This window comes from Mycobacterium sp. IS-1742 (assembly GCF_001500125.1).
Classification (GTDB): Bacteria; Actinomycetota; Actinomycetes; order Mycobacteriales; family Mycobacteriaceae; genus Mycobacterium.
On record NZ_LQIV01000034.1, the window covers coordinates 41,298 to 68,088 of the forward strand.

Genomic DNA, 26,791 nt, shown 5'->3' on the forward strand with positions numbered 1-26,791 from the left:
TGTCGTGCTGTGTGGTCAGATCACGGGTTGCGCCACCTGCATCCACACCCCCTTACCGCGCTCGATGAGCACGGCCCGCCCGGGCGGGAAGTCGCTGCGGCGTACCACGCCGATCGAGGTGTTGAACAAGCTGTCGGCCTCGACCCCGCTGGGCCACAGCAGCATTCCGCGTCTGGCCGCCTTGAACGGCTGCGCCAGCAGCCACGCCTGACCCCACCCCGACACCTCGGACTCACCGACGACGAATGCGGCGTCGCCGAGCGTCTTGATCAGGCGCGCCAGTTCGTTCTCCGCGGCTGTGCCGCCGAAGTCGGCGATGCCCTCGATGACGACCATCAGCTCGCCGATACCCCGCGGCGGCGGGCCGAGCGTCAGCTGGTTCACCAGGTCGATGACCGGGTCCTGTCCGGTCGCGGTGCTCGACCAGACACCCAGGCCGGCGATGGTCGACACGGACGGCGCGAGATGCACGATCCGCGCCGAGGGGTGCTGGCGGCGCACCGCCTGGGCCAGTGTGACCAACGCGGTGGAGCGCCCGCTGCCGGGCGGACCGGTCACCATGAACACCCCGGCGGGGCTGATGCCCAGCGGGGTGAGCGATTCGTCGGCCACGCCCATCACCGCCGCACCCGTCGACGTGCTGACCGGTAGCGCGTCGAACTCGATGCGGTCGGAGAGGCGCTCCACCGGTTCGGGCGCGGCGAACCGGTCGCGCCGCATCTGCTCGGCCAGCCGCTCGATCGCCCGTGCCTGCACCGCGACGTTGGCGTCGCCGCCGAACACGGCGACCTGCAGTTCGCGTCCGTCCGAGATGGCCCGGCCCTGCGGTGAGGTGGCGGACAGGATGTCGCCCGCGACGCCCGCGAGTACGTAGTCGTCGTCGGACGCCAGCCGCAGCACCAGGCGCCGTTGGATCGTCGAAGCCAGCGACGACGGAATGGCCGCCGGCCGGTCGGCGGTGATGACGACGTGGATACCCAGCATCCGGCCGTCGGAGGCGAGCTGGCTGAGCATCCCGAAGAACGGGGTGTGCGAGACGTGTTCGTATTGTTCGCGGAATGGGCCGATGGCGTCGACGAGCAGCAGCACCCGGGGCTCGTCGGGGTCGGCCAGCCTGCGGTATTCGGTGAGCGTGGAGGCGTTGACGCGGGCGAACCGGCGGGCTCGACTCTCCAACAACGCGGTGAGGCGGCGCAGGATCCGGCCGATGCGTTCCTCGTCGTCGGCGCCCACCACGGCCGCCACATGGGGCAGCGCCTCGAGCATCTTCAGGCTGCCCGAGGCGAAGTCGAGGCCGTAGACGTGGGCGGGCCCGTCGTGCGGGTTGAGCGCCGCCGAGATCGCCAAGGTGCGCAACGCGGTCGACTTGCCCGCGCCGCCGGTGCCGATGATCGCCATGTTGCCGGCGGCGTCGGGGGAGAACGTCTCGACAGTCTGGGCCTGTTCGGTGGGGACGTCGCACGTACCGAGCACCAGTGCGGGGCCGTCGCACTGCGCGACGAGGTCCTCGAGCGCATAGGTGGACTCCAGCGGAGGTAGCCACGGTCTGCGCGGCACCGGGATTCGCAGGTGCTGCGCCGCGGCGCGCACGGTGCCGACCATGCGCGTGATGTCGGTGGGGCCGTTCGGCCGGGCCGCACCCTTTGCGGCAGTGGGGTCGTGCCATGGCCGGCGGCGGCCGAAGACGAACTCGGCGATCTCGATCGGTGCCTGCTCGGGCTGTTCGCTGGTCCAACCGCCGACGTACGCCGCCTGGAACGTGGTGAGCCGTCCCGGGCCGGTCCGGGCGACCGCCCGGCCGGGGATCTCCGGCGGGAAGGATGCGGCGAGCGGATCGTCGATGACGTCGAGCGAGTCGTCGACGTCGTTGAGGCGCAGTGCGATTCGCAAGTTGGTGTTGGCCCGCAGGTTCTCGCGGATCACCCCGGCGGGGCGCTGAGTCGCGAGCACCAGATGCAGTCCGAGTGAGCGGCCGCGCTGGGCGACGTCGATGACCCCGTCGACGAACTCCGGCACCTCGGAGGCCAGCGCGGCGAACTCGTCGACGATGATGACCAGGCTCGGCGGTGTATCGGGATCGCCGGTCTGTTCGAGGGAGACTAGGTCCTTGGCGCGTTTGACGTTGAGAAGGTGTTCCCGACGGCGGATCTCGGCGCCGAGCGAGGTCAGCGCCCTGCGCACCAGGTGCGGGGTGAGATCGGTGACCAGCCCGACGGTGTGCGGCAGCCCGACGCAGTCGGCGAACGCGGTGCCGCCCTTGTAGTCGACGAGCAGAAAGCTCACCCGGTCAGGGCTGTGCGCGGCGGCCATGCCCATGATCCACGACTGCAGGAACTCGCTCTTGCCGGAACCGGTGGTCCCCCCGACGAGCGCGTGCGGACCGTGTTCGCGGAGGTCGAGGTGCAGTTCGTGGGCGCCGGTGGACCCGACCAACGCTCGTAGACCGGCCGGTTGTCCGGTCGGCGGGCGGGGCCTGCCGTTGCGGTTCAGCACGGATTCGTTGGAGATCCACTGTGCGGCAACGGCCGCCGGGTCAGAGGCCATCCGGGTGCCGGCCATCGACAGGTACGACACCGAGCGCGGCAGGTCGGTCGCGTCCTCGACGGCCGCGCCCACGTCGACCACCGGCGCCAACAGCAGCGCGACCTGCCGGGCGTCGGCCACCTCGATGCTCTCGCAGGCCACCGGGAAGGTGTGCCGGCCGTGACGGACGTGGCCCACGGTGGCGCCTTCGGATTCGTTCTCGACGAGCACGAAGGTGCGGCACGCGGCGGGCAGGCTCTCGACTTGGGTGGCCACCCATACCACGTACACGCCGACCGGCCCGCCCCGTTCGGCCAGCCGGGTCAGCCGGGACCGGTCGATGGGGGCGGTGTCCTCCACGAGCACGATCACCGCCGGGACGACCACGGTGTCGTCGTCGCTGAGCGTGTCGCGCGCGGTGCGTTGTTTGACCAGGTCCTCCAGACGTGACAGCAGCGCTTGACCGCCGTTGGCGCTGTCGGTCAGGTGGTTGCCCGACAGCGGGCTGTGGATCGACCCGGTGTGCGGCATCCATTCCAGCCACTGCCACGACGCCCGGGACTGCGGGGAGCTGAACGCGGTGATGGCGAGGTCGGCGGGGGAGTGCAGTCCGGCGAGCTGTAAGACGATGCCGCGCGCGACACCGTCGACCACACCACGCGGCCCGCAGATGCCGAGCGCACCGGATTCGCGCAGGTCCGCCACGATCGGCACGTCTTCGACGGTGCCGAATCGGGCCGCCAGATCCTTGAGCTGGGCGGTGTGCGTGGCCTCGGCGCTTTCGATGTCCGACAACCGGATTCGGCAGCGCGACGCCGCGTCACCGAGCCCGAGACGCACGGTGAGGAAGCCGGGGTGCTCGGGGCGGTGGGTCCACAGCAGCGGGCCGAGCCGGTGGATCGCCTCGACGACCTGGCTCAGTGCCGGGGCTTCGGCCAGCCGCACGGCACGCTCGACCCGCTGGGTTTCGGTGAGGTCGGCGGCCAGGGCGCGCAGCGCGTCGGCGAACCGCTTCGACTCGTATTCGTGGCGTTTGCGGGCCTGCAGTTTCGTGTCGATGTACATGCCGACCATCAGCAGGGGGCTCAGCGCGATGAACACCACGGCGAGCATGCTGCGGGTCACCGCGAACAGGATGAGACCCATGATCAGTGGCGCGAGCACCGAGATGATCGGGAAGCGGGCCGGTTCGGGGGCCTGGGGCGGTTTGGGTGCGGTGAACTCCTGCTCGTCGAACCGCGCCACCACCCGGGGTGAGCGGTTGAACTCGATGGCCACGCTGTCGGCCTGGGTGGCGCCGGGCCGGACGGTGGGCAGGATCGCCAGTGAGGTGGCGGCCAGCTGCACGACGTCGCCGGCCCCCACGATCGCGCGTTGCACCGGCTGACCGCCGATGCAGACCCCCGACGGCCCCGCCAGGTTGACGATCTCGATGCTCTCCCCGACGGTGATCGCCGCGTGCACGTCGGTGACCCCGTGGTCGGTGAGCGTGACGTCATTGGCCAGGCCCGTACCGACCGACGAATTGCCCTGCAGCAGGGGAAATTCGAGCCCGGCGTCGGGCCCGTCCAGGATGCGGGCGACCGCGGCGGTGCGCCCGCGCCTGCGGCGCTGGGCGATCGTGGCCGACGCGGCGAGGCTGACCGTCGCCCCGGACTGCAGACCCGAATCGGTGAGACTGCGCGTCGGATCCAGAAGTCGCCCGGCCGCGCCGCGGTCGAATGCGGTGTGTTCGACCTTCAGGGTGAGCCCGGCACCGGGCGGCGGTTGACGCTGATCGGGGTCACCGGCGGCCAGCGCCTGGGCCAGTTCGGCCACCGTCGCCGTGGCGTCGGCGGTGACGGCGAGCTGGGCTCTGCTGTCGTCCGGACGGCGGAGGATGATTTTGGCCTGCATCTAACCGTGTCTCCCTGCCGCGGGAACCGGCGACACGACCCGGTTGAGCCCGCGGTCCGGTGCCCGGCGCAGCGTGCGCTGTCGGCGTTGCCCCAACGGGTTCGCGCCAAGCGTCACGTCGAGCACGGTGAGCCCGCTGATCCGGTCGTGCCATGCGGCGCGGGGCGCAGGGCTCAGCAGCACCGGCAGCCCGGCCAGGCCGAGGGTCGCGACGAACGCCAGTCCGCGCACCATCGTGGCACCCACCCCCGCCGGCCGGTGGTCGGCGGATCGGACCAGCCGCAACCCGAGCAGGGCCTTTCCGAAGGTGTTGCCTGTCAGGCCTTGCCAGATCTGCAGCCAGAGCCACACCGCCACGAACGCCACCGGAACCGCGATGTAGACGACTTCCGCCACGCCGAGGACGGCTCCCGCGGTGGACAGCGGCATGGCCGGGCTGATCATGACGGCCAAGTCCAGAAGTGATGCAGCGCAGCGTGTCCCGCCGGTCGCCGGTACCACGGCTTCCGGCCGCGGGGCGGGTTCGGCGACGGGCGCGGTGCGGATCCGTTGGCCTGGGACGACGATGCGACCGCTGAGCGTGTGACCGCATGTTCCGCAGAATCGGGCGTGCGGCGGCAGGCCGGAGCCACACTGCGGGCACGCAGGCGCCGCACCGTCTGGCTGTCCCCGCACAGCTGACTCCGTTCCGCACCGAACTCGACGTACACAGCCGTGATCTGGCCGTGATGGGTGAAACCTGCGCATTCGGCTTGTGGGCAGTGCGCGGTCGTGACGAGATTAGTCTTTGCCGGGCGGATCGGGTGCGAATTGTTGTCGCCCGATCGTACGATTGCTTCCACCTGAGAGTCACATGAGAAACTGCTTTTCGGCAAACCCGAATGACCGGCAGGAGGCACGCGCGGTGGCTGACTCGACGCTGCCGCCCGGCAGGTTCGGCGCGGGGTACGTCTCCGGTGGCGCCGCGCGGGCGCAGCACGCCGGATTCACCGCCCCGGCGTTGCCGCCCGATCCGCCGCTCAATCGGCTGGCGGTCGCCACCTTCGTCACCGCGCTGGTGTTCGGGCTGGCTGCAGCGCTGATCACACTTCCGCTGTCCTATGTGGCGCATCGACAGATCGAGACCTCAGGTCAGGGCGGGGCGGGTCTGGCCCGTGCCGCGATGGTGATCAGTGGGCTGTATCTGGTGATCGGCCTCGTGGTCGTCGGGCTGTACCTCTACCTGCCGCCGGCCCTCGACGGGAGTGGCTAAGTGTTCGCATTCGCAAAGACCCAGGGCGTCCACCGAACGACCGATACCTGGGGTGGCAGTGCGGATGCCAGGATGAGTCGCCACTGTGATAACTGGTTTGCTCACTTCGAAACCAACCAGGCCTTACAGTCTCCCTGCACTGCCGGGGACACAGGCACGGATATTTCGCAGCGTTATAGAGAGATGGGGAACTCGGGATGGACGTGACGCTCGGGGTAGTGCTCGACAAGGCGGAGGCGCGGATCGCGCTACTCGACGCGACCGCCCCGCACGCGGTCATCGACCAGTCCGCGATCGACCTGTCGAACCAGCCCGTCGACACGGTGGTGTCGGCGCTGGCATCGACCGACCGCATGTTGACCGAGTCCGGGCACCGGCTCGTGGGCACCAGTGTGTGCAGCGCGGACCCCGTCACCGCGGCCCGCGTCCGCGACGCCCTGGTCGACGCCGACCTGACCAACGTCACCGTGGTTTCGCGCTCCGATGCGGTCACCGAGGTGACCCGCACTCTGGTCGGCGGACACACCACCGCGACGCTGACCAGCGATGCGGACACCGCTGCGCTGACGATCGTCGACGCGGCCGCCGACACCACCTCCCTGATCGCTGTCGAACCCGTGACAGGAGGTGACCGGGGCGCGGCCTACCGGACGCTGTTGGAGCGATTCGGTGAGGAACCCGGCGGGGCGACGAGCGTGATCGTGCTCGGCGCGCCCGTCGACGACGCGTTGACCGCCGACCTGCAGGCGGCCTCGCCGGTTCCGCTGCAGTTCGTGGACGAGCCGGAGTACGCCATCGCGCGCGGCGCGGCGCTGGCGGGTGCCCGACGCCCGATGAATCCCGTTGCGGGACAGACCCCGATCGATTCCATGGACTGGGACGCCACCATGCTGAGCCCCGAGGCGCAGCAGTTGGCGTACTCGCAGGTCGACGACGCGGAGGACTATCGCATCGCCGGTGCGGCCGTGCCGATGCAGACCCCGATGCGGCCGTTGAGCGCGGTGGATCCGCAGGACTACGAGGTCGAGGAATCCGCGGAGGAGGCGGCCGCTCCGGCGGACCGGCCGCGGGCGCTGCTGCTGGGCAGCACGGTGGCCGCGGTGGTGGTCGTCGGCTTCGCCGCGCTGGCCGTCACCGTCGCGCTCAACATCCGTCCCGATGTGCGGGAGCAGGCCATCCGGCTCACCGACGACGCGGTGGCGGGCAAGTACTTTCCGGTGGCGCCCGGACAGGGCGTCGCCCCCGACGGCCCGGGCTGGACGATGATCGAGGAGGTCCCGCCGCCGGGTGCCGAGCCCGAGGCCCGCACCTTCCGGCCGCAGATGCTCAACGCCTCGCGCGGTACCGGGGACACCGGCGCCGAGGTCATCAAGCTGTACCGGGACGGGACGGTCGGTGTGGTGCCGGACGCCGCGCAGTTCACCGCCGCGATCCAGCCGCAGGGCATCGTGCCGCAGGGCATCGTGCCGCCCGGCGGTGTCCCGGATCCCTCCGGGTACGTGACCCGGTTGATTCCGGACTTCACGCGGTGGAGTCCCTGCCAGGTGCTGGCGCTGGTCGGCAACATGCGGCTGCTGGGCCAAACCGCGATCGACGCGGTCGCGGGCACCACCAGCGCGGGACTGAACGCGGTCAACTCCGTCGCCGGAAACACCGGAAGGTACCCGGATTTGAGCGATCTCGGTCAAGTAGCCGTCGTCCCCGCCACCAAGGGCGAGCTGTTCGCCGTCGCCGACACCCCCGCGGGCACCTCGACGGACATCAATGCGATACCGCCTCAAATCTTCAAGACCGGCGCCGTGGACACTGTGGTCGAGGACGTGTTGCCGGTGGACACAAAGATCGTCGACACGTCGGCCCTGCAGGGGCTCACCCCGGCGGGCAAGGCGGGCGAGGGGACGCCGATGCCGATTTTCGGCGATATCCTGCCGCCTGAGGTCGGCGAATCGCTGCCCGGCACGAAGGGAACGCGTCCGATCATCGCCCCCGGGACCGTGTCCGAAGGTCTGGCGCCGGGTTCGGGGGTGGATCTGCCGGAGAAGGGGATCGACGTCTCGAGCGTGCTCCCGGGCGACAGCCCGCCATCGGGATCGACGCCGCGCCTGGATATCCCCGGTTCCGGACGGTTGCCGGACGGTCCGGTCACGCGGCTGGACCCTGGTGTCACCGCACCCGAGGCGGGTCTGCCCAAGCTCGATGAGGGTTTCCCGAAGCCGGCCGTGGAGCTGCCCAAGCCGGCCGTGGAGTTGCCGAAGCCGGCGGTGGAGTTGCCCAAGCCGGCGGTGGAGTTGCCCAAGCCGGCGGTGCAGTTGCCCAAGCCGGCGGTGGAGTTGCCCAAGCCGGCGGTGGAGTTGCCCAAGCCGGTCGTGGAACTGCCGAAGCCGGTGGTGGACGTGCCCGAGCCCCCGGTAGTGGTCCCGCAGCCCAAGTTCGAGATCCCCGTGCCGGACGTTCCGGAGGTTCCCGCTTACGAACCGCCCGCGCCGCCCGTGCAGCAGCCGTCGCTGCCGTCGTTCGAGCTGCCGAAGCTGGACATCCCGACGTTCGCCCCTGAGGCACCATCCGCACCATCCGTGCCGGACGTGCCGTCGGCGCCCGATCTGCCGTCCTTCGAACTGCCCGAACTGCCTTTCGGCGGTGGGCTGTTCGGATCCGGAAGCAACTAGCGGTATCGGAGATCGGTGATGAGCAACGCAATCGAAGATCGGGCCACAGTGCCACAACATCTGCGTCGGGCCAACGTCATCCGTGACGCGGTCGCCGGTGTGATGGTCACGCTGGCGGTCCTGCTGCCGTGGAACACCGCAACCGGGCTCACCATCGCCGGAACTCCCGGCTGGATCGTGGGTCTGCTGATCGTGGCGGCGCTGACGTCGCTGGCCGCGCTGGTCTTCACCCATGTGGGGCTGAGCGGAATCGCCGCGGCCGACGGTGATCTCATGACGCTGAACCGGTTGCGGAGGACGCTGAATTTCCCGCTGCTGGCCACGGCGTTGGCGTTCCTGGTCTACGCGGTGGTCCAGGCGGTGCGGGCGGGCGGAACCGCCGCGGTCCCGCCGGGGGTGGGCCCGGGCGCGTGGCTCGCGGTCGGTGGTGCGCTGCTCGGCGCGGCGCCGGTGATCGCGGCCGTCGGCGATGACCGCTCGGGCCGCAGGGCTTGCCGGATCATCGGCATCGTCTCGCTGGTTCTCGCGGTCGCGGCGGTCGCGTTCAACCTGTACTGGCGCACCCGGTTCGTGCTCCCGGAGATCGGCAACGCCGAGACCGGCACGCAGAACCTCGTGGTCACCGTCGCCGCGGTGCTCTACGCCGTCGTCGCGCTGCTGCCGGTGGTCATCACCAGCCGTTGGCTCATGTCGACGAACCGGGAGGCCCGGCTGGCCACCGTCCTGCTCGCCGGGTCGGCACTGGTCGCCGGTGTGTTCACCTGGCTGCTGCCTATCGGTCGCGACCTCGACGCCTTCCACGGCATCGCGCAGAACACCTCGACCGCGGGCGTCGGGTTCGAGGGCTACTTGGCGTGGGTGGCCGCAGCCGGTGTGATCGCGACGGTGACCGTGCTGGCCGCGCTGAACCGGAACGCGGTGGACGTCTGGCGCTCGGCCGCGCGAAAGTGCCTGGTGCTCATCGCCGTCTGGTGCGGCGGGTCGGCCGTGCTTCGGATCGTGGATCTCATGATGGCCTCAGCGCTGGACCTGCCCGCCCCGCCGTACTACGCGACCACGTTGATGGCCTTCGATCTGATCGCGGCCGTAGTGGCGGTCTGGCTGTTCCTCAACAGTTCAGGCAAGGTCACGCCGCGGATGGTGTTGACGGTGGGGTACGGCGTCCTGTTCGCGCTGGCGGTGTGTCGGGTCATCGTGGGGGTGGCGTTGGTGCCGCGGGTGCAGCCGCTGAATCCGGACGCGATCACCGATGTGTACGGCAACACGTTGGCTCAGCAGATCACCAGCACCTTCGATGTGGCTTTGTGTGTGCTGGGCGCCGTCCTGGTGGTGATCGCATTCGTGACCAGTGGTGTGAACAGACCAACCCGTTCCACTGCAGTGGCGAAAGCCTCTGCGCCGGAGCCGGAGTCGGCCCCCACGACCACGATCACCACCTACTCGTGGCCGCCGATCGAGCCTGCACCGTCCCCGTCGCCTCCGACGATCGCGTTCGCACGCCCTGCGCCGGAGGCTGCCCCCGCCACGGCCAAAATTTTCCGCCCCGACCCCGCACCCGGCACCGACCGCGTGGCGAAGGTCCTGGCGGAGTCGACGCAACGCTTCGCGGCCGGCACCACCTACGGCGGCGGTGACACCGAACGGCATTGACAATCCGCGTCATTCGGTGCGACGCGTGCGCCCGTCGATGAGAAGATCTCCCGGACGGGTGGTCAGGTCGAGACGGGGGGTCGGCGATGTCTGAGTGGGGCTGGCAGGTCGCGCTGAACGATGCGAACCCCGACCCCCGCGTCGCCTGCGTGGTGCTGGCCGACGTGTCGGGGTCGATGCAGGGCGAGCCGATCGCGGCGCTGGAGCGGGGTTTTGCGGCGTTTACCCGCTATCTGCAGAACGAGGTGCTGGCCAGTAAGCGGGTCGAGGTGGCGGTGGTGACCTTCGGCACGGTGGCCACCGTGTTGGTGCCGATGCAGGAGGCCCGCACGCTTCAGCCCGTCGGGTTCACCGCGTCGGGGACCACGAACATGGCCGCCGGTGTCCACCTCGCGCTCGACATCCTCGAGGACCGCAAGCACGCGTACAAAGCGGCGGGGCTGCAGTACTACCGGCCATGGATTCTCGTGCTCACCGACGGCAAACCCAACCTGGACGGCTTCGACGAGGCGGTCGCGCGGCTCAACGCGGTCGAATCAGCGCGTGGGGTCACGGTTTTCGCCGTCGGCGCCGGACCGCGGGTGGACTATCAGCAGCTCGGGCGGCTGTCGTTGCAGCGCAGCCCCGCGCCGTTGGAGGGACTCAAGTACGAGGAGCTCTTCGAGTGGTTGTCGGCGTCACTGAGCAACGTGTCGAACAGCTCCGAGTTCGCCCGCGACGAGCAGGGCCACGAGGCGATGCAGGGCCGGGTGCCGCTGCCCTCGGCCGCCGGCTGGACCAGCGCGTGAGACCGGGGTGCCCCGACGGGGCACCGCGGTGGGCGGTGTGCGGTGCGTCGGTCACCGGCCAGGAGCACGAGCGCCGCGGACTCGGCTGCGACGACGCCTACAGTTACGGTGTCGCAGGCGATTTCGTGGTGGCGGCGGTCGCTGACGGCGCCGGCGCGGTCACCGGCACATCGGCATGGGGTGCGTACGCCGCCTGCCAGAGCGTGCTCACCGACGGGCTGCAACCGGCGTTCATCGACCGCTTCCGCAGCGGCGACGCCGAGGAGTTGATGCGCCGGCTGTTCGACAACGCGCTGAACCGGGTGGTGCGACAGGCCACCGCGCTGGGGGTGGACCCGATGCGGCTGTCGACGACGCTGTGTGTGGCGGTCGCGGACAGTACGCGGGCGATGTTCGGCCAGATCGGCGACGGGGTCATCGCCGCCGAACTCCCCGACGGCCGGATCGGGTCGTTGCTGATCGAGGAGAAGGACGGCTACGCGAACACCACATCGTTCCTGCAGTCCGACAGAGCTTTTGACGAGTCGTTCCGCACGCTGTCGGTCAACGGGGTGACGGCGTTCGCGCTCAGCACGGACGGGATGAGCTACAAGATCACCGACATCGGGACGGGCGAGGCCTACGAGCCGTTCTTCCGCGACTCCTGGCAGCACGTGCGCGCCGGCGCGCGGGCCGACCAGTTCGCCGCACTGCTGCGTGGGATCACCGACGACCAGACAGGCGACGACAAGACGATGGTGCTGGCCGCGGTGTCGGGGTCGGCGGCCGGCGCGGTGACGGACAGTTCACCCGCGCCGGGCACATCGGACGCCGAGCTCGAGACGGTGCCGCTGGCGCGAGGTGCTCGGCGTCGTGGGTTGTGGCGGCGTCGGCGGTGAGCGAACTTCGTCTCGCGACCGGTGAGCGACTGACGCTGGCGCCGGTGCTCGCCCGCGCCGGTGAGGGCACCGTCTACGGCGTCGCGGAGCGACCCGATCTGGCGGCCAAGGTGTTTCACCCGGACCTCACGGGACTGGCTGCGAAGTTGGACAAAGTCGCGGCGATGGTGGAGTCCCCACCGCCGGGTCGGGTGCAGCCCAACGGATTCGTGGTGCTGACCTGGCCGACGGGACTGCTGCTCGACGGGGACCGGCCGGTCGGGTTCGTCATGCCGCGCGTCGACACCGCGACCGCGGTGGAGATCCACACGCTCAGCAACCCGTCGAACCGGGAGGACCCGCTGCCGGGCGGTCCGCAGTGGACCCGGTATGCGACGTGGGAGCATCTGGTCAGCACGGCGGCCAACCTGTGCCTGGCGGTGCAGGTGGTGCACCGGGTGGACGCGGTGATCGGCGACTTCCAGGAACGCAACATCCTGGTCTCGGACACCACCGAGGTGACGCTGGTGGACTGCGACTCCATGCAGTTCACCGACGGGGCGGGCCGCCGATTCCTGTGCAGTGTCGGCAGACCGGAGTTCACCGCCCCCGAACTCGCCGGCGTCGACCTGCGGCGGTATCCGCGGGAGAAGCCGTCGGATCTCTTCGCGCTCGCCGTCCACATCCATCTGCTGCTGATGGCGGGCAACCACCCGTTCATGCGGGGCACCTGGACCGGGGGCGGGCAGCAGCCCGACGCCCTGACCCTGGCGCGGTCGGGCGCGTGGGCGGGTGGGCCGGGCTCACCGCTGCAGACGCACCCGCTGGCACCGCCGCCCAGCTTCCTGCCCGCCGAGATCCAGCAGCTGTTCACCCGGGCGTTCACCGACGGGGTTCGCGACCCCGCGCACCGGCCGAGCGCGGCCGAATGGCGGGACAACCTGCTGCGGTTGCGGGTGACGACGTGTTCGTCAGGGACGCACCGGGTTCCGGTCGGCACGCGGCGGTGCCCGTGGTGTGCGATCAGCAACGAACGAGCCGCACGCCGGGGCCCGATTACTGGGCCGCGACCAATGGTGCGGGCGGCACCGGCTTCCCCTTTAGCTTCCAGTTTCGGGGTGAGCACGAACATGGTCGTGGCCGGGTTGATCTCGGTGTCCGTGATCGTCGCGATACTCGCGGCGTTCATCGTCTGGGCGATACTCAGCGGGGCGTCGACGTTCGGGGGCTGACACGCTGGGTCAGAGGTGCGAGCGGACGAAGTGCAGCACCTCGTCGGCGGTCGCGAAGCCGCCGAGGTGGCTTTCCTCGGTGCGCAGGATGAGCTCGGCGTCGGGCAACAGTTCGACGGCTTTCTGCGCGTCGGCCAGCGGGACGATGTGGTCGGCGTCGCCATGCCACCACCGCACGGGTGCGGAGACGTCGGCGAGCCGGAAACCCCAGTCGCGCCCGAAGAGTCGGGCGTCGTCGACGATGGCCTGGAAGCGTCCGCGGGCGACCAGGACGATGTCGTCGATGAACATGCCCTCCATCTCGGGGTCGTGCAGCACGCGGCGGTCACCTTCGGGGGTCGTCATGGCGTACGCCGCACACACGTAATGGGCGAGCGGCAGTATCGGGGTCAGCAGTGTCGCCATGACGCCGGCGAGCGGGCGGCGCAACTCGTGGAGCGCGGGCGCGAAACGGCGGGCGAGGTCGACGGCGCCGGTGGCCAGGGCGTCGGGCCCGACGGAGGGCACCACACCGCCGAGCACGGCGACGGCGGCGACGCGGCTCTTGAGAGGTGGGACGGCGGCGCACGCCAGGGCATAGGGGCCGCCGCCGGAGAGGCCGACCACGGCGAGGCGTTCGGCGCCGAGGGCGTCGGCGACGTGGGTGACGTCTCTCGTCCAGTCGGCGATCTGCTCGTAGGGGTGCGGGTCGGACAGGCCGCTGCCGGGACGGCCGAGCAGGACGACGCGCAGTCCGAGTTTCTCGGCGGCGCGGCGGCCGAGGAGCGGGAGCTGGCGGCGTCCGCCGGGGGTGCCGTGGAACCACAGCACCGGGTCGCCGGCGGGGTCGCCGAATTCGGCGTAGCCGAGGCGGCGGCCGTCGGGCAGGTAGAAGCGGCCCTCGGCGCGCGGCTTCTCGACGCGCGGAACGCGGACCGGGTGCCGCATCAGACTGTTCATGGTTGTCACCTCAATGCCTGAATGTAACGGGGCGGAGGTGGGTCGCGGCGTGAAATTAGCGGAGTTCGATGCGGCCGTCTGGGCGCGGAACGACCTCCAAGCGCTCGCCGGCCGTCACTGCTTCAGCCACAGTGGCGCGGCCGACGGTGAGGACCCCGGACCGCGCGCGGTCGGGACCGTTACGTGGATCCCACCGCACCTCCAGTTCGCGCCCGCGTAGGACGAGGCGTACGGACCCGCGGGCCTCAGGAAACGCGGGTTTGGTGGCACTTGGAATCCGGATCCGTCCGGCCGCGAGATCGGGTGCGGTGACGGGCTGAGTGAAGAGCGTTCCCGCCTTGCGCGCCAACGGCACTCCGAGCTCGGCGGCCCGAGTGGCGAGCTTGACGTCAAAGGTGGCGACGGCGGCTGCGTGATGCTCGGCAGTGTAGAGAACGCAGCAGTCGGGCATCTTAAGCCCGGTCGTGGCACGCAATTCCCCCAGCCGTCGAGCGCTGCCGGCGGGTAGGTCCAGAGACTGGACCTCGAGGCGGCTCAAGAGATGGTCGAGGAGGTCCGCTCGCCCAGCCGCTGCCGCGTATATCTCGGCGAGCGTGATGACGGTGGATCCAAACCGCTCGGATGCATGGTCCGCGAGCAAGTCCGTGGCATCGGCGTGATGGGCATCGGTGGATTCGAAGTGGGCGATCAGCACGCCCGCGTCGAGGATGATCACTCGGACCAGTCCTCGCGCAGTTCATGCAGATGGTCGGTGCTGAACACACCTGTCAGCACGCCACCGGTTTCGTTGATGGCTTCACGGCGGGTGCGCGAAGTTTCAATGTCGTTTTGCGCGAGGGTGTTCTGGCCGACCAGGATAAGTTGACGCAGCAGTGCTCCAGGCCTGTCCGCAAGTTCGGGCCAGGTCCGGCGCGCGACGTCGAGAGCGCGGCTGATGTCGTCGGTCTCGGTAATTGCGTGGCGCCGGTGCTCGGTCGGCATGAAGGAAGTGTAACACCGAGTATCGCGGTGTCACACCCACGCCGGAAAATAGCGGAGCCGGGGGTGTCTGAGGTGCCGCAGAATCAGAAACATCATGGAAGCGGGTGCGGAGGGTGGCGATGCTGGTCGATCCGGAGATTCTGCGCGCATTTGCCGGTCAGGTGGATATCGCGGCGGGGGATATCGCCGCGGCGGACGTAGGCGGCAAGACTTCTTCTGCGGGAGATGCGCTGCCCGGGTCGACGACGCAGTGGGCGGTAGAGACAGTGGGGAAGCACTTCAGTCAGATGGCGACCCGTCTGGTGGAGAACGTGACGAAGATGGGGACAGCGGTGCGCGGCGCGGGTGACGCGTTCGTCCGAAGAGCTGATGCCTGTGACGCAGAAGATCAGGCTGACGGCAGAACTCGCCATTCAAAGCGCTTGCGACTCCGGCAGACTTCCGGCTGCGTCGGGAGCAATCGGCACCGAGACAACCGGTGGTGGAATCAGTGATGTCATACCTTTGGCTGATACGCGCACCGGTGCCCATAGGCTCATTTCGGAAGTTCGAACGCCGCCCGCAGGGAAGCTCTGTGCGGTTCTGGGCAGTGCTCAGATCCGTGCGTGAGCGGAGTAGATAGAGATATCGTCGGGGTGTGGCTGCGACTCCCATGAACTGGGCGCTCTCTTCCGGCCCGTGGCAATCGCTGCGTGATCTCCTCAACGCTGGCCCGCTGTCCTGGTCCACCGCGCCGTTTCAGAAGCAAGCCGCGACTGCGATAGCGGAATCCCCGGGCGTATACCTGGTGTGCGCAAAACCCATTGTGGCCATTAGCAATGGTGCGCAACCTAGCCTCCTTAATCTGCTCTATGTCGGACAAGCCAGCGTCAGTATCCGCGAGCGCTTCAACGCTCATCTGAGTTTTAGCGCTTCCCCAAAAATGAAGGCAGCGCGAAGCGCCTTTGGCAATCGGTTGGCATTCTCCTGGACTGTCACATCGCAATACCAGGAGCTTGAACTGGCAATATATAATGCATTTGGACCCCCCATCAACGACACGTCACCTCCAGGAGTTAAAGGCTACTTGGGCGCCCCTCGGCGCACTACATAAATTGACGTTGGCACGTCGAAGGTCAAAGGAAAGGCGTAGTATGAGACTATATCCAGCATTTCGCTTCGCGATGGGCGGCCATGAGTTCTTCGTGACCAAGATGAACGCGTCGGAAATCGCAGAAACCGTCCGATTTGCGTCTGATCTATTCCAGGGAAAGACGCTTTCCGACGCCATTCAGCGCAGCCTTAAAGACAATAGGGCGTCCCAAGACATCGCGTTCTATTGGAAAGAGAACGAAGCTCGGTTTTTCAATTCGATAGTGATCGCGGCTTGGCAAGGCGGCGCAACATTCCAGCCCATCGAGACGCTTGCGTCGGGCGTGGATTTCGTAGATTCATTGCTTGCCAAGAGTCCGCGGATGCACGACTCGTTCGGCATACTTGCGTTCGATGGGAGTGAGCAGTACTACGCTCTCGACGGGCAACATCGCGTCCGTGCAATCCAACTAATGCACAACGAACCAGCTGCGCATCCTCCGCCGGATGGTTTCAAGGACGACGAATTTACGGTGATCATTGTGCCGACTGCTGTCGACGAGGGGGTCGAGCAGTTCAGGACGCGGTACCGCAGAATGTTTTCCGCTCTGAACCGGTACGCGAAGCCGACAGATAATGCCACGAATATTGTTATGGATGAAGATGACGTCTTCGCGATAGTCACGAGGCAACTCATTACAGATCATCCGTTCTTCAAGTGGGGAGATAACGATTGGGAAAATGCTCGGGTGAAGACGGACGGCGGTAAGAATCTAAGTACCGGCCAGACGTACTTTACGCAAATCGAGGTTCTATACGAAATGACAGAAACGATGCTGACGTCCGCATTGCGTGCGAATACTGAACTGGCGGACTCAAAGAGAAGCAAGTTCAAGCAGGTACGTCCGCCCGAATCCGTTATATCGGCATGGTACGAAGAAGTTGCGCTCATATGGGACGTTCTCCGAGAAGTGATTCCGGATCTCGACGCAGAGCCGATGGTCATGAGGACTCATAATCCGAGTGAGGGGGACGAGCAGAAGTCTGACCACCTCTGGTTTTGGCCGATTGGTCAACAAATTGTTGCTCGACTGGTCAGGATGCTAATTGATCGCTCCGCTGCAGACGGGCAGCCCACCGACGAACCTCAAATGAACCGGGATAAGGTCAAGGCAGCGCTACTAGTTCTTGGACGGATAAATTGGAACCTTCACGAGCTTCCGTGGCGACATTTGATACTTGTTAGGAATGATGATGGTGTCTGGCGTATGCGCAGTGAAGGGCGTACGGGCGCGTTGAAGGTCGCTGAGGAACTTCTATTGTGGATCACAGGTATCATCGACCTTGGTGATGACGGCGTTGCAGCACTTCGCGAGAAGTGGGAGTTTAATCTGTACCAAGCTCCGGATGGCCTCGATGAAATGTGGAATCAGGTCGTTCAAGTCAAGATACTCGCAGCAGGTAGTAATCTTTGAGCGCGCTTGAACACGATGCTAATGTCTCTAGTCGTACACGGTTTAAGAATTCGAGAGAGTCCGTTGATGTGATCGTGAGGCCACCTAGCGTGGTGACGCCGAAACTTTCGAGCTTTCCCAGCGCAATCTTGCAGCGCCTGGTGGGTTCGAACGCTTCTACAATACAAAGAGGTAGCCGACGACTTACGACATCGATAGTCTCTTCCCACGCCGAGATACTTGTGTCGACGTTCAATGCGCGCAGCGTTCTTGTCGCAAGTCCGTTAAGTTCGTACAGCGTGTCGCGATTTGCGCGCCGCGCTAGTGCAACTGTCTGCGGAGAGTACCAGTAGAGCCAGGTCGGGTGGCTCTTACTGGTAGCAATTAGTTCGCAAACTCTTCTCAACGCCTGCGCCTGTTTATGATTGCGCCCGGGGCTAAGCGCAATCTCACAGAGATTTTCTCGGACGCGTTGGGAGCGGGCGGTTAGGGTTCGCGCTCGTCCTTCGAGACGGAAACCGACCGCGTCTGGCACGATCCAATTGCTTCGCGATGGACGGATACTGTCGAGATCTCTCGAGCGGATGTCTCGCTTCAGCCGCCGTACAGCAAGCGCGAATTGTCTCTGGGTTTCTTCTCGTTGTCTCCCACCGCCTCCTTCAGCCCAAGTCGTCTCCGTAAGATCAGCGACGGTCACCTCGCGAGGTAGTCGTGACAGAAGCCGTTGGGCGCGTGGTGAAACGAGATGTTGCCGTAAGGTGACCGCTGGCAGCATCTTCAGCCAATCGTCTGTATCGAGACCGTCGAAGGATCTGGCCGAACTTGTCAAAGAATCCCCTCCATCCCTTCGCCTCGTGGGTGGCACCCGTCCGCGCGACGGTTGATCTAGTCACGTCGGGCGGAGAAGTCGAAGCTGAACTTACTCCTCTGGCAGGCGGGCTTCGGTTGACTCTAATGCGATCTCGGCCCGAGCAGGTCGACCAAACGGCTCGGAACGCAGGGCTTCCGCAGTCACGCGTGGTGGCCGCAGCGAGATGGTGCTTTCGTGCTAGCTGGCAGGTACGGGCGCTCTTGGAAAGGAGGCTCGAAGCTCACATACAGATTCCTTCGGACGCTGTTGGGTTCCGGCGCCCATCGAATTTGTCGGAATTGCCGAACCTGGGTTTTCTTGTGAGGCCGCTGTTTTCGAACTTCGTATGCCGACCAGAACTCCGCTACTTTCAGCGAGAGGGGGTGGACTGGCTCCTTACTCACCCTAGTTCGATACTCGCTGACGATATGGGTTTAGGAAAAACGCTTCAGGTGCTCGAAGCGGTTCGGACGATGATATACGGAGGCACCCTCCAGACGGCCGTAGTACTGTGTCCGCGCACGCTTGTAGCTAATTGGCAACATGAGGCTACTAAGTGGGCACCAGAGCTGATAGTCGCGAATTCAACAGCATGGGAGGGGCCGGCTACAAGCCTATGGTCCTTAGTGGAGGATCGGCGTGTGCATCTCCTTCTATTTCACTACGACCAGTTGAGATCGCTAGCGCCGATGTTGGAGCGGCGAAAAGAGCTCCAGCTCCTAGTCCTCGATGAGGCACATAGGGTAAGGCGATCCACTGCGGCGGTTACACGCACTGTGAAGACGATCGCGGCTAGTTCTGTGTGGGCGCTCTCCGGCACACCCGTAGAAAAAGATACAACGGACCTTGCCACCTTGTTGTCGATCATCTCACCCGAGAAATTTTCCACGGCACTCTCTTCGTTGAGCGATGAGGCGTTGCGTGCTCTCGCCAAGCCGGTGCTGCTTCGTCGACGGAAAGATGATGTCCTCGAGGACCTACCCGTCGTTATTGAGCAAACTCATTACGTCGAGCTTTCTCCAGAGCAGCGGGTTGCATATACAACCGTAAACGCAGCCACCGCTATGGAAGGAAAAAACCGCGGCGCCCTACTCGCCGTTCTTAGCCGCTTGCTGGAAGTCTGTGACTTTGATCCCCTTACTGGGAGCAGCTCGAAATTGGACGACATCACTGAGCGACTGCTTCAGATCAGTAAGCTCCAGCAGAAGGCGGTCGTTTTCTCGTACAAACTGAAGCCTCTCAAGTTGCTTTCAGAGCGGCTGACTGAGGCTAACGTTGGCTGGGTCTCACTTGACGGGCGAATGAGTGCTTTGGAGCGCAGCGACGCCATCCTGAGATTCCGCAATCAGCCGGACTCGGTCGCCCTTCTCGCTTCGAGCCGAGTCGCGTCCGAAGGGCTGACATTGACGGAGGCCAATCACGCTTTCTTCGTCAACCGTTGGTGGAACCCATCCAACACGGATCAGGCGCGCGACCGCATTGTGCGCATAGGCCAGACGCGTTCAGTTTTCGTGCATTCTTACGTATGTGACGGCACGGTCGAGCAGCGGCTCGAGCAAATTCTAGAGTCAAAGCGCGAGCTTGTCGACAAAGTAATCGGTTCGCTCGCGTCAGGGGTCGGCACAAGTCCGGACGTGGCAGATTTGTTGGATGTATTGCGGCCACCGTAAATACAAAGAGGATGAGAGAGCGCGTGCAATCAACGCTCTCTCGTTTTGCGCGTTGCGGCTATTGGCCATGCCTAAGTTTCTGCGACTCGCACGTCCATCTGAATCCGACTTGGTCGATCGCAAGTCGTGCGACCATTGTGAGAGTTTGCGCTTCGGAGCTTCATGGCGATGTAGGAGCAGACATGAGCCGCTTCAGGAAGCGGTGCCGTCATCCCCGTGGCCGGCGCGCCCGCTCTGTTAAACGGCCGCGCTTCGCTGCGCTATGCCAAGGGGTCTGTCGTAGGCGTGTGGTTACGTTGGCCTCACCCGCGTGGCGCCCATAGAACGGTCACCGTACGAATAGGATCAAAGCAATGGTCTACCTCGACTACAACGCATCTACACCGGTTGACCAGCGCATCCTCCCGGCCATAGCCGAAGCTCACGGAGCCTTCGGCAACCCGTCGAGCGGTCACCATGCTGCCGGAAAGGAGGCGGCGGAGCTCGTCGATGAGGCGCGGAGCCGCGTTGCGGCACTGCTTGAGCGGCCGGCGCAAGACATCGTATTCACAAGCGGTGCGACCGAGGCGTCGGTGCTCGCCGTGCTTGGAATGATGCTCGGTGCACCGCGCCGGCCGAACATCGTTGTCTCGGCTACCGAGCACAAGGCGGTCCTTCATGCAGCTGACGTTGGCGCGCGGTTGAGTGGTGGCGAGGTGCGCCTCGTGAATGTCGGTGCGGATGGCGTTGTCGATCTTCAACATCTCACAAGCTTGGTCGATAACACGGTCGCCGTTGTTGCCGTGATGGCCGCCAACAACGAGACGGGAGTGTTGGGCCCTGTGGGGCAGGTCGCCTCGATCGCGCGAGAAGCGGGCGCCCAGACCTTTGTTGACGTGACGCAGCTTCTCGGGAAGGGTGCGCTCGACGGTGTAGCCGCGGAAGCAGACATCATGGTTTGCAGCAGCCACAAAGTCTATGGCCCGAAGGGCGCCGGCGCACTGATCGCCGATCGTCGAACGCAGAAAGCTATCGTTCCCATCGCCTCGGGCGGTGGGCAGGAGCGCGGGCTCCGTGGTGGCACTCAGAACACTCCCGCGATTGTGGGATTCGGGCTAGCGGCTGAGCTAGCGATGAAGGAGCAGTCGTCGGATGCATCCCGAATGGGCGGTCTGGCCGAATCGCTTCTCGGAGCCCTATGCGATCGAGTGTCGGACGTTGAAGTGAACGGCGGTTCGGCAGAGCGCCTCGCTAACACGCTGAATCTGAGGTTCGCGGGTGCTGACGCTGAAGCTGTAATGACCTCGATGCCGAACGTGTTCGTCTCTGCAGGAAGCGCCTGCCAGTCGGCTGTTCCAACTCCATCATATGTGCTTCTCGCTATGGGCATGTCGAGCACCGCTGCCTCAGAGTCCCTCCGCATCTCACTGGGGCGGCAGACAACTGAGCGAGACGTCCAAGAGGCTGTCAGCTCGATTGCTGACGCAGTAACTCGTGTCCGGCGACTGACGTAGAAGTAGGGATCACGATGACACTCGAACAATCGACTACGCCGATGTTCGCCAACCACCAGACCTTTCATCCGCGGTTCGGCTGGATCAAGAAGGGCTACGACGCCGCGGCCCGAGATCCAAACATTTTCAACGACAAGTCGGCGCCGGTAGACCTTGGCGTCGGCAAGAACATGGCCGAGGCCATTCGGTTCTGGACGCTCGCCACGAAGATGATTGCGCGCAGCCCACATCCAGACCGACCGCGAACCTCGGTTTACAGCCCAACACGGCTTGGTCGAGCCCTGCTTGATGACCGATTCGGCTTCGATCCGTACATGGAAGATCCGGCGACGTTATGGATTCTGCATTGGCACGCGGTCGCTGAGAGATCGATCTTGCCGGTATGGCGCCTCACCTTCAACGACTTCAGCGCTGTGGAGTTCACGGACGAGGAGCTGCTGGACTTCTGTCTTGGTGAAATTGCCGCGACCACCTGGAACCAACCCATGAAAAGTAGCGTTCAGAAGGATGTTGACTGCCTCCTGCGGATGTATTCAAGTCGGGAGGCGCAGGGTAGGCAGGGGTTAGACGACCTGCTAGATTCTCCGTTCCGGGAACTCGGGCTTATTCGCCCTACCCCGGGAACCGGGCGGAAGAATACCTACCGCCTTCTGCGCGGCGCCAAGCCTAGTCTTCCTGCGGCCGCTATTGCGTACGCATGTCTCGACTACATGAGTCGAAGCGCAGATGGGAGCGCCACAGTCACTTTAACTCGGTTGGCGACCGACCCCGGATCTCCAGGTCGCATCATGAAGATCTCGGAGAACGACATTGCTGAGGCGATCGAGAAGTCGGCGCGACTTGCCGGTCATCTCCGCCTCACGCGGCCCGCCGGCTCCACGCAGCTGACGGTTACCGCTCCACCCGGGCAAGTCGCGTACGAAGTGCTTGCATCGCGGAGAGAGGGGCGGCGCACGACGTCGTCGACTACTGCGCCTGATCTTGAACTCGTGGGATCTGCGGCGACCTCTCTGCAGCTGTCCGTACCCGAGATAAATAAGCTAGTGCGGCGGGCTGAATCGCAACGAAAGCGCCGGAATGGAGAGGCAGCATGAAGCCGCTGGCTTCCTACGTAGGGACGAGCAGTCGGTTCAGCAGGTCCGCGAACGTCGAGCGCGACCGTGGCGGGAGTGCGATAGACGGTTATGTGCCAACCGGACGCGCGGTAGATGTCATCACGCGGGTGGCGGCAGGCCTCACCGATGCCTCTGCTGGGCGTACGTTTTCGATCACCGGGCCACACGGTGGTGGGAAATCGTCGCTCATTGTGTTTCTCGACAGTCTGTTGGCGCCCGCGTCCTCGCCTGAATTCAAAGTCGCGCACTCAGTTCTTCATGCCATTGATCCAACCGTTGACGATCGGCTGCGGTTGGGGCTGAAATCGGTCAAGGCGGGTCGAAAGGGGTTTATTCGCGCCTTCGCAACTGCCGCCAATGAGCCGGTTGCAACAACGATTGCCCGAGCAATTCACGCGGGCGCGATGCGCGAGCTAGGCGAGAGCCAAGATGTCGTTCCAGCGGTCGATACAACTGCTGCCCCCCCGGAAGCGGGTGCCGTGAAAGTGGCTGTACAGCACCTCGCGAAGAAGCATCCAGTACTCCTTGTAATCGACGAGTTCGGAAAGAATCTTGAGTACTTCGCGAGATCTGGGTCGCAGGGTGACCCGTTCTTGCTGCAGGAACTTGCGGAACTAACACAGGGTGAGGACGCGCTGCCGCTGGTAATCATCACCCTGCAGCACTTGTCTTTTGACGAGTACGTGCAAGGAACTTCAACTTCGCGTCGCCGTGAGTGGGCGAAGGTTCAGGGACGGTTTCAGGACATTCCGTACGTCGAAACGGCAGCTCAATCACGGCGTCTGATCGCGTCGGCGCTCCAACAGGATGTGTCCCTTCTCGAGGCCGGAAGCGATTGGGTCTCGAGCATCCGCCCAATCCTGGAGCGGCAGGGTCTGCGCGACATCGCCGAGGACGCTCCGGCCGCAGTACCGCTTCACCCTTTGGTCCTTGCAGTGTTGCCAGATCTGTGCAGTCGGTACGGCCAAAACGAGCGGACCCTCTTTTCCTTTCTAACCGGACCTGAGCCGGCGGCGTTGCCGCAGATCCTTCAGAAGCGGTGCTGGAGACCGGGCGACGGGATCCCCTTGGTAGGCCTCGATGCGCTCTACGATTACTTCCTTGAGTCGTCCAGCAGCATGATCGGAGTCGCCGACGGAGCGAGTCGATGGATTGAGATCGAAACCCGTATCAGGGACACCTACGGCCTTCCGGCTGAGGAACTCAAGGTGCTCAAAGCGGTCGGCGTCATCAACCTCGTGTCGGGTGGCGGCCGAATTAGGGCGTCGAAGGAACTGCTCCGTCTAGCGTTCGCTCACGAATCTGGTGTCGAGCAGGTCGATGACTTGCTCGACTCGCTAGTCACCAGAGGGCTGATCACCTTCCGCGCGTTCTCAGACGAATACCGCATCTGGCAAGGGTCTGATTACAACCTGCGTCGTGTTGTCGAAAATGCTCGGAACGACCTTGCCAACGCGGAACTTCTTGATCTGCTGGGGCGGTCGTTTTCGCTCGATCCGCTGGTTGCGGGCAGGCACAGTCAAACCACTGGCGTATTGCGCGTGTTCGGAAGGCAATTCGCCAGACCATCATCGGGGGAGATGGATGAGATCGATACTGCTTGGGACGGTGTGATTAGGTATCTCACCGACCGAGGCGGCGGTACGAGTGTGCTGAGCGGTCTAAACGACGGTCGGCCTGTCATCTACGTTCTGCCACAGGATACTTCGGCTGTTCGTGATGCAGCAATTGAGGCGGCTGCGTTGAAATCTGCGCTTGACAGCGCTGAGGCGGAAGGCGCGGATTGGGTCGCTCGGCGCGAACTAACGGAGCGGCTGGCGAGCTCCCAGCAACACCTTCACAATGTCGTCAGCGCGGCTTGGGACGTAAGTGCGAAGTGGATCTTGGTGGGGTCGCGAGAGACTGAACTCGACCCGACTCAGGGGATGTCGGCAATGTTGTCCGAGGTAGCCGATGAGGCATACCCGCACACGCCCTATGTTGCGAACGAGATGATCGCCCGTCGCGAGCTCACGAGTCAGGGTGCAAAGGCGCGTCGATTCTTGGTGGATGCCCTCTTGACCAACGAAGGTCACGAGGCGTTCGGCATCGACGGTTATGGTCCTGATCGAGCAATTTACGAGGCCATCTTCCGGAGAACCGGTCTTCACCGGCGGGACGCAACCGGAAGATGGTCGTTGCACAGTCCGACAGAGGCCAGCTGGAAAGCAGTCTGGGCGCAAATAAATTCGGACTTCGATGAAGCTACCGACACACGAACGAACTTGATTACGATCGCGGAGAAGCTCGGTTTGCCCCCGATCGGTATCAAGGCAGGGCTCATTCCGCTTCTCCTCATCACGGCTCTGGTCCGGCGTAGAGACGAGATTGCCTTATACGAGCATGGCAGCCTCGTGCTCGAGATTGATGATGCAGTCGCGGAACGGCTGGCTAAGAATCTCAGTCACTTCACGATCAGGAATACGATGACGCGGAGCGGCAAGCGGGCCGATGTCATCAACAGTCTCGTTTCGCGGCTCGGTATAAAGCATGCGGCTGGGACCGCACCCACCTTCCTGAACGTCGCAACGGCCCTCTACAGAGAGCTGCGCGTGCTTCCGCCATACGCTCAGCGGACGCGGCAGGGCCTCACGCCCGCGGCCATCGCGGTACGAGACGCCTTCCACCAGGCCGCGGAACCTGACGTTCTCATATTCGAAACATTGCCCGAGATTCTTGGGTTCACCCCCTTCACCGGCCGCGGCAAAGTGTCTAGTCAAGCCGCGGACGGCTACGCACAAGCGCTTGCCGCTGCGATCCGCGAGTTACGTCGCCAGTACGACGATCTTCTGCTCATGGTGCAAGAGCATCTGGCCGCGGCTACCGCTGCCGGTGGAACGCTCAGCGAGCTGAAGTCGGTGCTCGAGGCGGATGCAACCCGTCTGGCCGGGCATGTACTTGAGCCGCGGCTTAAGGCATTTGTTGGAGCGTTGATGCGGCCGCTAGAGGATCAGGCCTGGCTCGAAAATGTCGCCATGGTGGTATCGGAGGGGCAGGCGCCTCGCGTATGGACCGATGACATCGCAAGTCGGTTTCCATTGAGAATCGCCGAGCTCGGCGGCGCACTTCGTCGGACATCTGCTCTGCTTCATGAGCGGCTCGCTGGCAAAGTGAAGCAGGAGTACTCGGCTAGGAGAATGACGTTGACGCGGCCTGACGGCACCGAGTCGATTGAGCTGTTGGCACTGACCGCCGCAGAGAAGGAATCGGTCGACGGGCCCTTCGAGCGAGCCATCGACGCCCTCACCCGCAGTGGATTATCGAGGGCCGCGGCGTGTCGGATGCTCATGGCAAGGTTGGCCTTGGAGCGTGAAGTTATCGAGCCAAGCATCGGGACGAAGACCTTGAGCGAGGGGAAGCATCGGTATGCCTGACAACGTTCGGCACATCTGCGGGATCAGCGGGGGCAAGGATTCTAGTGCGCTAGCCGTGTACATGCGAGACCGCGTTCCAGAGATGGAATACTTCTTCTGTGACACGGGAGCCGAGCTCCCGGAGACCTACGAGTATCTCGACAGGCTCGAGACCTCACTGGGCAAGCCGATTGCGCGGTTGAATGCAAAGAAGGGTTTCGACCACTGGTTCGAGGTCTATCGCGGCACCCTTCCGTCACCTCAAATGCGTTGGTGCACAAAGAAGATGAAGATTGAGCCCTTAGAAGATTGGATCGGTCAAGACCAGGCCGTGTCTTACGTAGCAATACGTGCAGACGAGGCCGGACGCAAAGGTTACGTCAGCACAAAGCCAAATATTCGTACGGTGCTGCCGTTCGTTGAAGACGGTGTAGATCACGACGGCGTCCTACGCATCCTCGACGAAGCGGGCATTGGTCTACCAAAATATTACGAATGGCGCACCCGGTCAGGCTGCTATTTCTGCTTTTACCAGCGCAAGGCGGAGTGGGTTGGGCTCGCCGACAAGCATCCTGAGCTTCTCCAACGAGCGATCGCAATTGAGGCGAAAGTACGTCAAGACGCGGGCGCCGACGGTGATGCATCCTTCGGCGAGTACGCAATGAAGGGACGCCAGTACACCTGGTCTGGAGGCGAATCGCTTACAGACTTAATCGCCCGTCGGGAGGAGATCTTGATGCGGCATGAAGAGGCGCAGCAACAGGCGAAGAAGCGCAAGAAGAATCGACCAGTCTGGGACGTCCTTGGGGACGCTCTCGATGACGACGACGATTCGATGCAGTGCTCTGTGTGCGCTCTTTGAGGGCATCGCTGCCTAGACCGCGAGAGGCGCCTCGAAGAGCAACCCGCCGCAACAAAGAGGGCCCAGTTTTTCGATCTGCCAACATTCGCTGAGTCGGTAC

Annotated in this window: 17 protein-coding genes and 1 pseudogene; 13 read left to right on the top strand and 5 right to left on the bottom strand. The window is 64.8% G+C overall.

What is annotated here, in order from left to right:
- Nucleotides 1-15: 15 nt before the first annotated feature.
- A complete protein-coding gene (locus AU196_RS17765; protein ID WP_059096398.1) occupies nucleotides 16-4,419 on the bottom strand; it encodes an FtsK/SpoIIIE domain-containing protein in 4,404 nt (1,467 codons plus the stop codon).
- On the bottom strand, nucleotides 4,420-5,166 hold the full coding sequence (locus AU196_RS26290) for an RDD family protein (RefSeq protein ID WP_286141249.1): 747 nt from the start codon (nucleotides 5,164-5,166) through the stop codon (nucleotides 4,420-4,422).
- A gap of 157 nt (nucleotides 5,167-5,323) precedes the next feature.
- On the opposite strand from AU196_RS26290, the gene AU196_RS17775 reads away from it, so the two are divergent.
- The 6 genes from AU196_RS17775 (at nucleotide 5,324) to AU196_RS17800 (ending at nucleotide 12,864) form a co-directional block, all read left to right on the top strand.
- Complete coding sequence (locus AU196_RS17775; protein WP_059096400.1) at nucleotides 5,324-5,671, top strand: DUF4190 domain-containing protein; 348 nt, start codon at nucleotides 5,324-5,326, stop codon at nucleotides 5,669-5,671.
- Between the two features lie 197 nt (nucleotides 5,672-5,868).
- Nucleotides 5,869-8,337, top strand: coding sequence for a DUF7159 family protein (locus AU196_RS17780; RefSeq protein WP_059096401.1), 2,469 nt, complete (start codon nucleotides 5,869-5,871; stop codon nucleotides 8,335-8,337).
- Between the two features lie 48 nt (nucleotides 8,338-8,385).
- Nucleotides 8,386-9,987, top strand: a complete 1,602-nt coding sequence (locus AU196_RS17785) for a DUF7937 domain-containing protein (RefSeq protein ID WP_231737631.1) — start codon at nucleotides 8,386-8,388, stop codon at nucleotides 9,985-9,987.
- 86 nt (nucleotides 9,988-10,073) lie between these two features.
- A complete protein-coding gene (locus tag AU196_RS17790) occupies nucleotides 10,074-10,775 on the top strand; it encodes a vWA domain-containing protein (RefSeq protein WP_231737632.1) in 702 nt (233 codons plus the stop codon).
- Nucleotides 10,772-11,653, top strand: coding sequence for a protein phosphatase 2C domain-containing protein (locus AU196_RS17795; protein ID WP_059096403.1), 882 nt, complete (start codon nucleotides 10,772-10,774; stop codon nucleotides 11,651-11,653). The genes AU196_RS17790 and AU196_RS17795 overlap by 4 nt, the downstream gene beginning before the upstream one ends.
- Nucleotides 11,650-12,864: a hypothetical protein gene (locus AU196_RS17800; protein WP_059096637.1), complete on the top strand. Its 1,215-nt coding sequence runs from the start codon at nucleotides 11,650-11,652 to the stop codon at nucleotides 12,862-12,864. The genes AU196_RS17795 and AU196_RS17800 overlap by 4 nt, the downstream gene beginning before the upstream one ends.
- A 9-nt stretch (nucleotides 12,865-12,873) precedes the next feature.
- On the opposite strand, the gene AU196_RS17805 is transcribed toward AU196_RS17800, so the two are convergent.
- The 3 genes from AU196_RS17805 to AU196_RS17815 are packed head-to-tail and all read right to left on the bottom strand — an operon-like array spanning nucleotide 12,874 to nucleotide 14,784.
- Nucleotides 12,874-13,803: an alpha/beta fold hydrolase gene (locus tag AU196_RS17805; RefSeq protein ID WP_059096404.1), complete on the bottom strand. Its 930-nt coding sequence runs from the start codon at nucleotides 13,801-13,803 to the stop codon at nucleotides 12,874-12,876.
- Between the two features lie 55 nt (nucleotides 13,804-13,858).
- Nucleotides 13,859-14,518, bottom strand: coding sequence for a type II toxin-antitoxin system VapC family toxin (locus AU196_RS25210; protein ID WP_082695756.1), 660 nt, complete (start codon nucleotides 14,516-14,518; stop codon nucleotides 13,859-13,861).
- Nucleotides 14,515-14,784, bottom strand: coding sequence for a hypothetical protein (locus AU196_RS17815; protein ID WP_059096405.1), 270 nt, complete (start codon nucleotides 14,782-14,784; stop codon nucleotides 14,515-14,517). Before AU196_RS17815 ends, AU196_RS25210 begins: the two co-directional genes overlap by 4 nt.
- Nucleotides 14,785-14,903: 119 nt before the next feature.
- Between AU196_RS17815 and AU196_RS25890 the strand changes: the two are divergent.
- The 7 genes and pseudogenes from AU196_RS25890 to AU196_RS17840 form a co-directional block, all read left to right on the top strand.
- Nucleotides 14,904-15,158 (top strand): annotated as a pseudogene (locus AU196_RS25890) (hypothetical protein); the annotation flags it as partial.
- A gap of 759 nt (nucleotides 15,159-15,917) precedes the next feature.
- The gene (locus AU196_RS17820; protein WP_286141250.1) at nucleotides 15,918-17,330 is read left to right on the top strand and encodes a DNA sulfur modification protein DndB; all 1,413 of its coding nucleotides are present in this window, start codon (nucleotides 15,918-15,920) and stop codon (nucleotides 17,328-17,330) included.
- Nucleotides 17,331-18,263: 933 nt separating this feature from the next.
- Nucleotides 18,264-19,829: a DEAD/DEAH box helicase gene (locus AU196_RS25220; protein ID WP_082695758.1), complete on the top strand. Its 1,566-nt coding sequence runs from the start codon at nucleotides 18,264-18,266 to the stop codon at nucleotides 19,827-19,829.
- A 353-nt stretch (nucleotides 19,830-20,182) separates the two neighbouring features.
- Nucleotides 20,183-21,322, top strand: coding sequence for a cysteine desulfurase family protein (locus AU196_RS17830; RefSeq protein WP_059096408.1), 1,140 nt, complete (start codon nucleotides 20,183-20,185; stop codon nucleotides 21,320-21,322).
- A gap of 14 nt (nucleotides 21,323-21,336) precedes the next feature.
- Complete coding sequence (locus tag AU196_RS25225; protein ID WP_082695759.1) at nucleotides 21,337-22,416, top strand: DUF4007 family protein; 1,080 nt, start codon at nucleotides 21,337-21,339, stop codon at nucleotides 22,414-22,416.
- Complete coding sequence (locus AU196_RS17835; RefSeq protein WP_231737633.1) at nucleotides 22,413-25,850, top strand: hypothetical protein; 3,438 nt, start codon at nucleotides 22,413-22,415, stop codon at nucleotides 25,848-25,850. Before AU196_RS25225 ends, AU196_RS17835 begins: the two co-directional genes overlap by 4 nt.
- Entirely contained in the window at nucleotides 25,843-26,691 is an 849-nt protein-coding gene (locus tag AU196_RS17840; protein ID WP_059096409.1) for a phosphoadenosine phosphosulfate reductase family protein, read from the top strand. The genes AU196_RS17835 and AU196_RS17840 overlap by 8 nt, the downstream gene beginning before the upstream one ends.
- Nucleotides 26,692-26,791 lie beyond the last annotated feature (100 nt).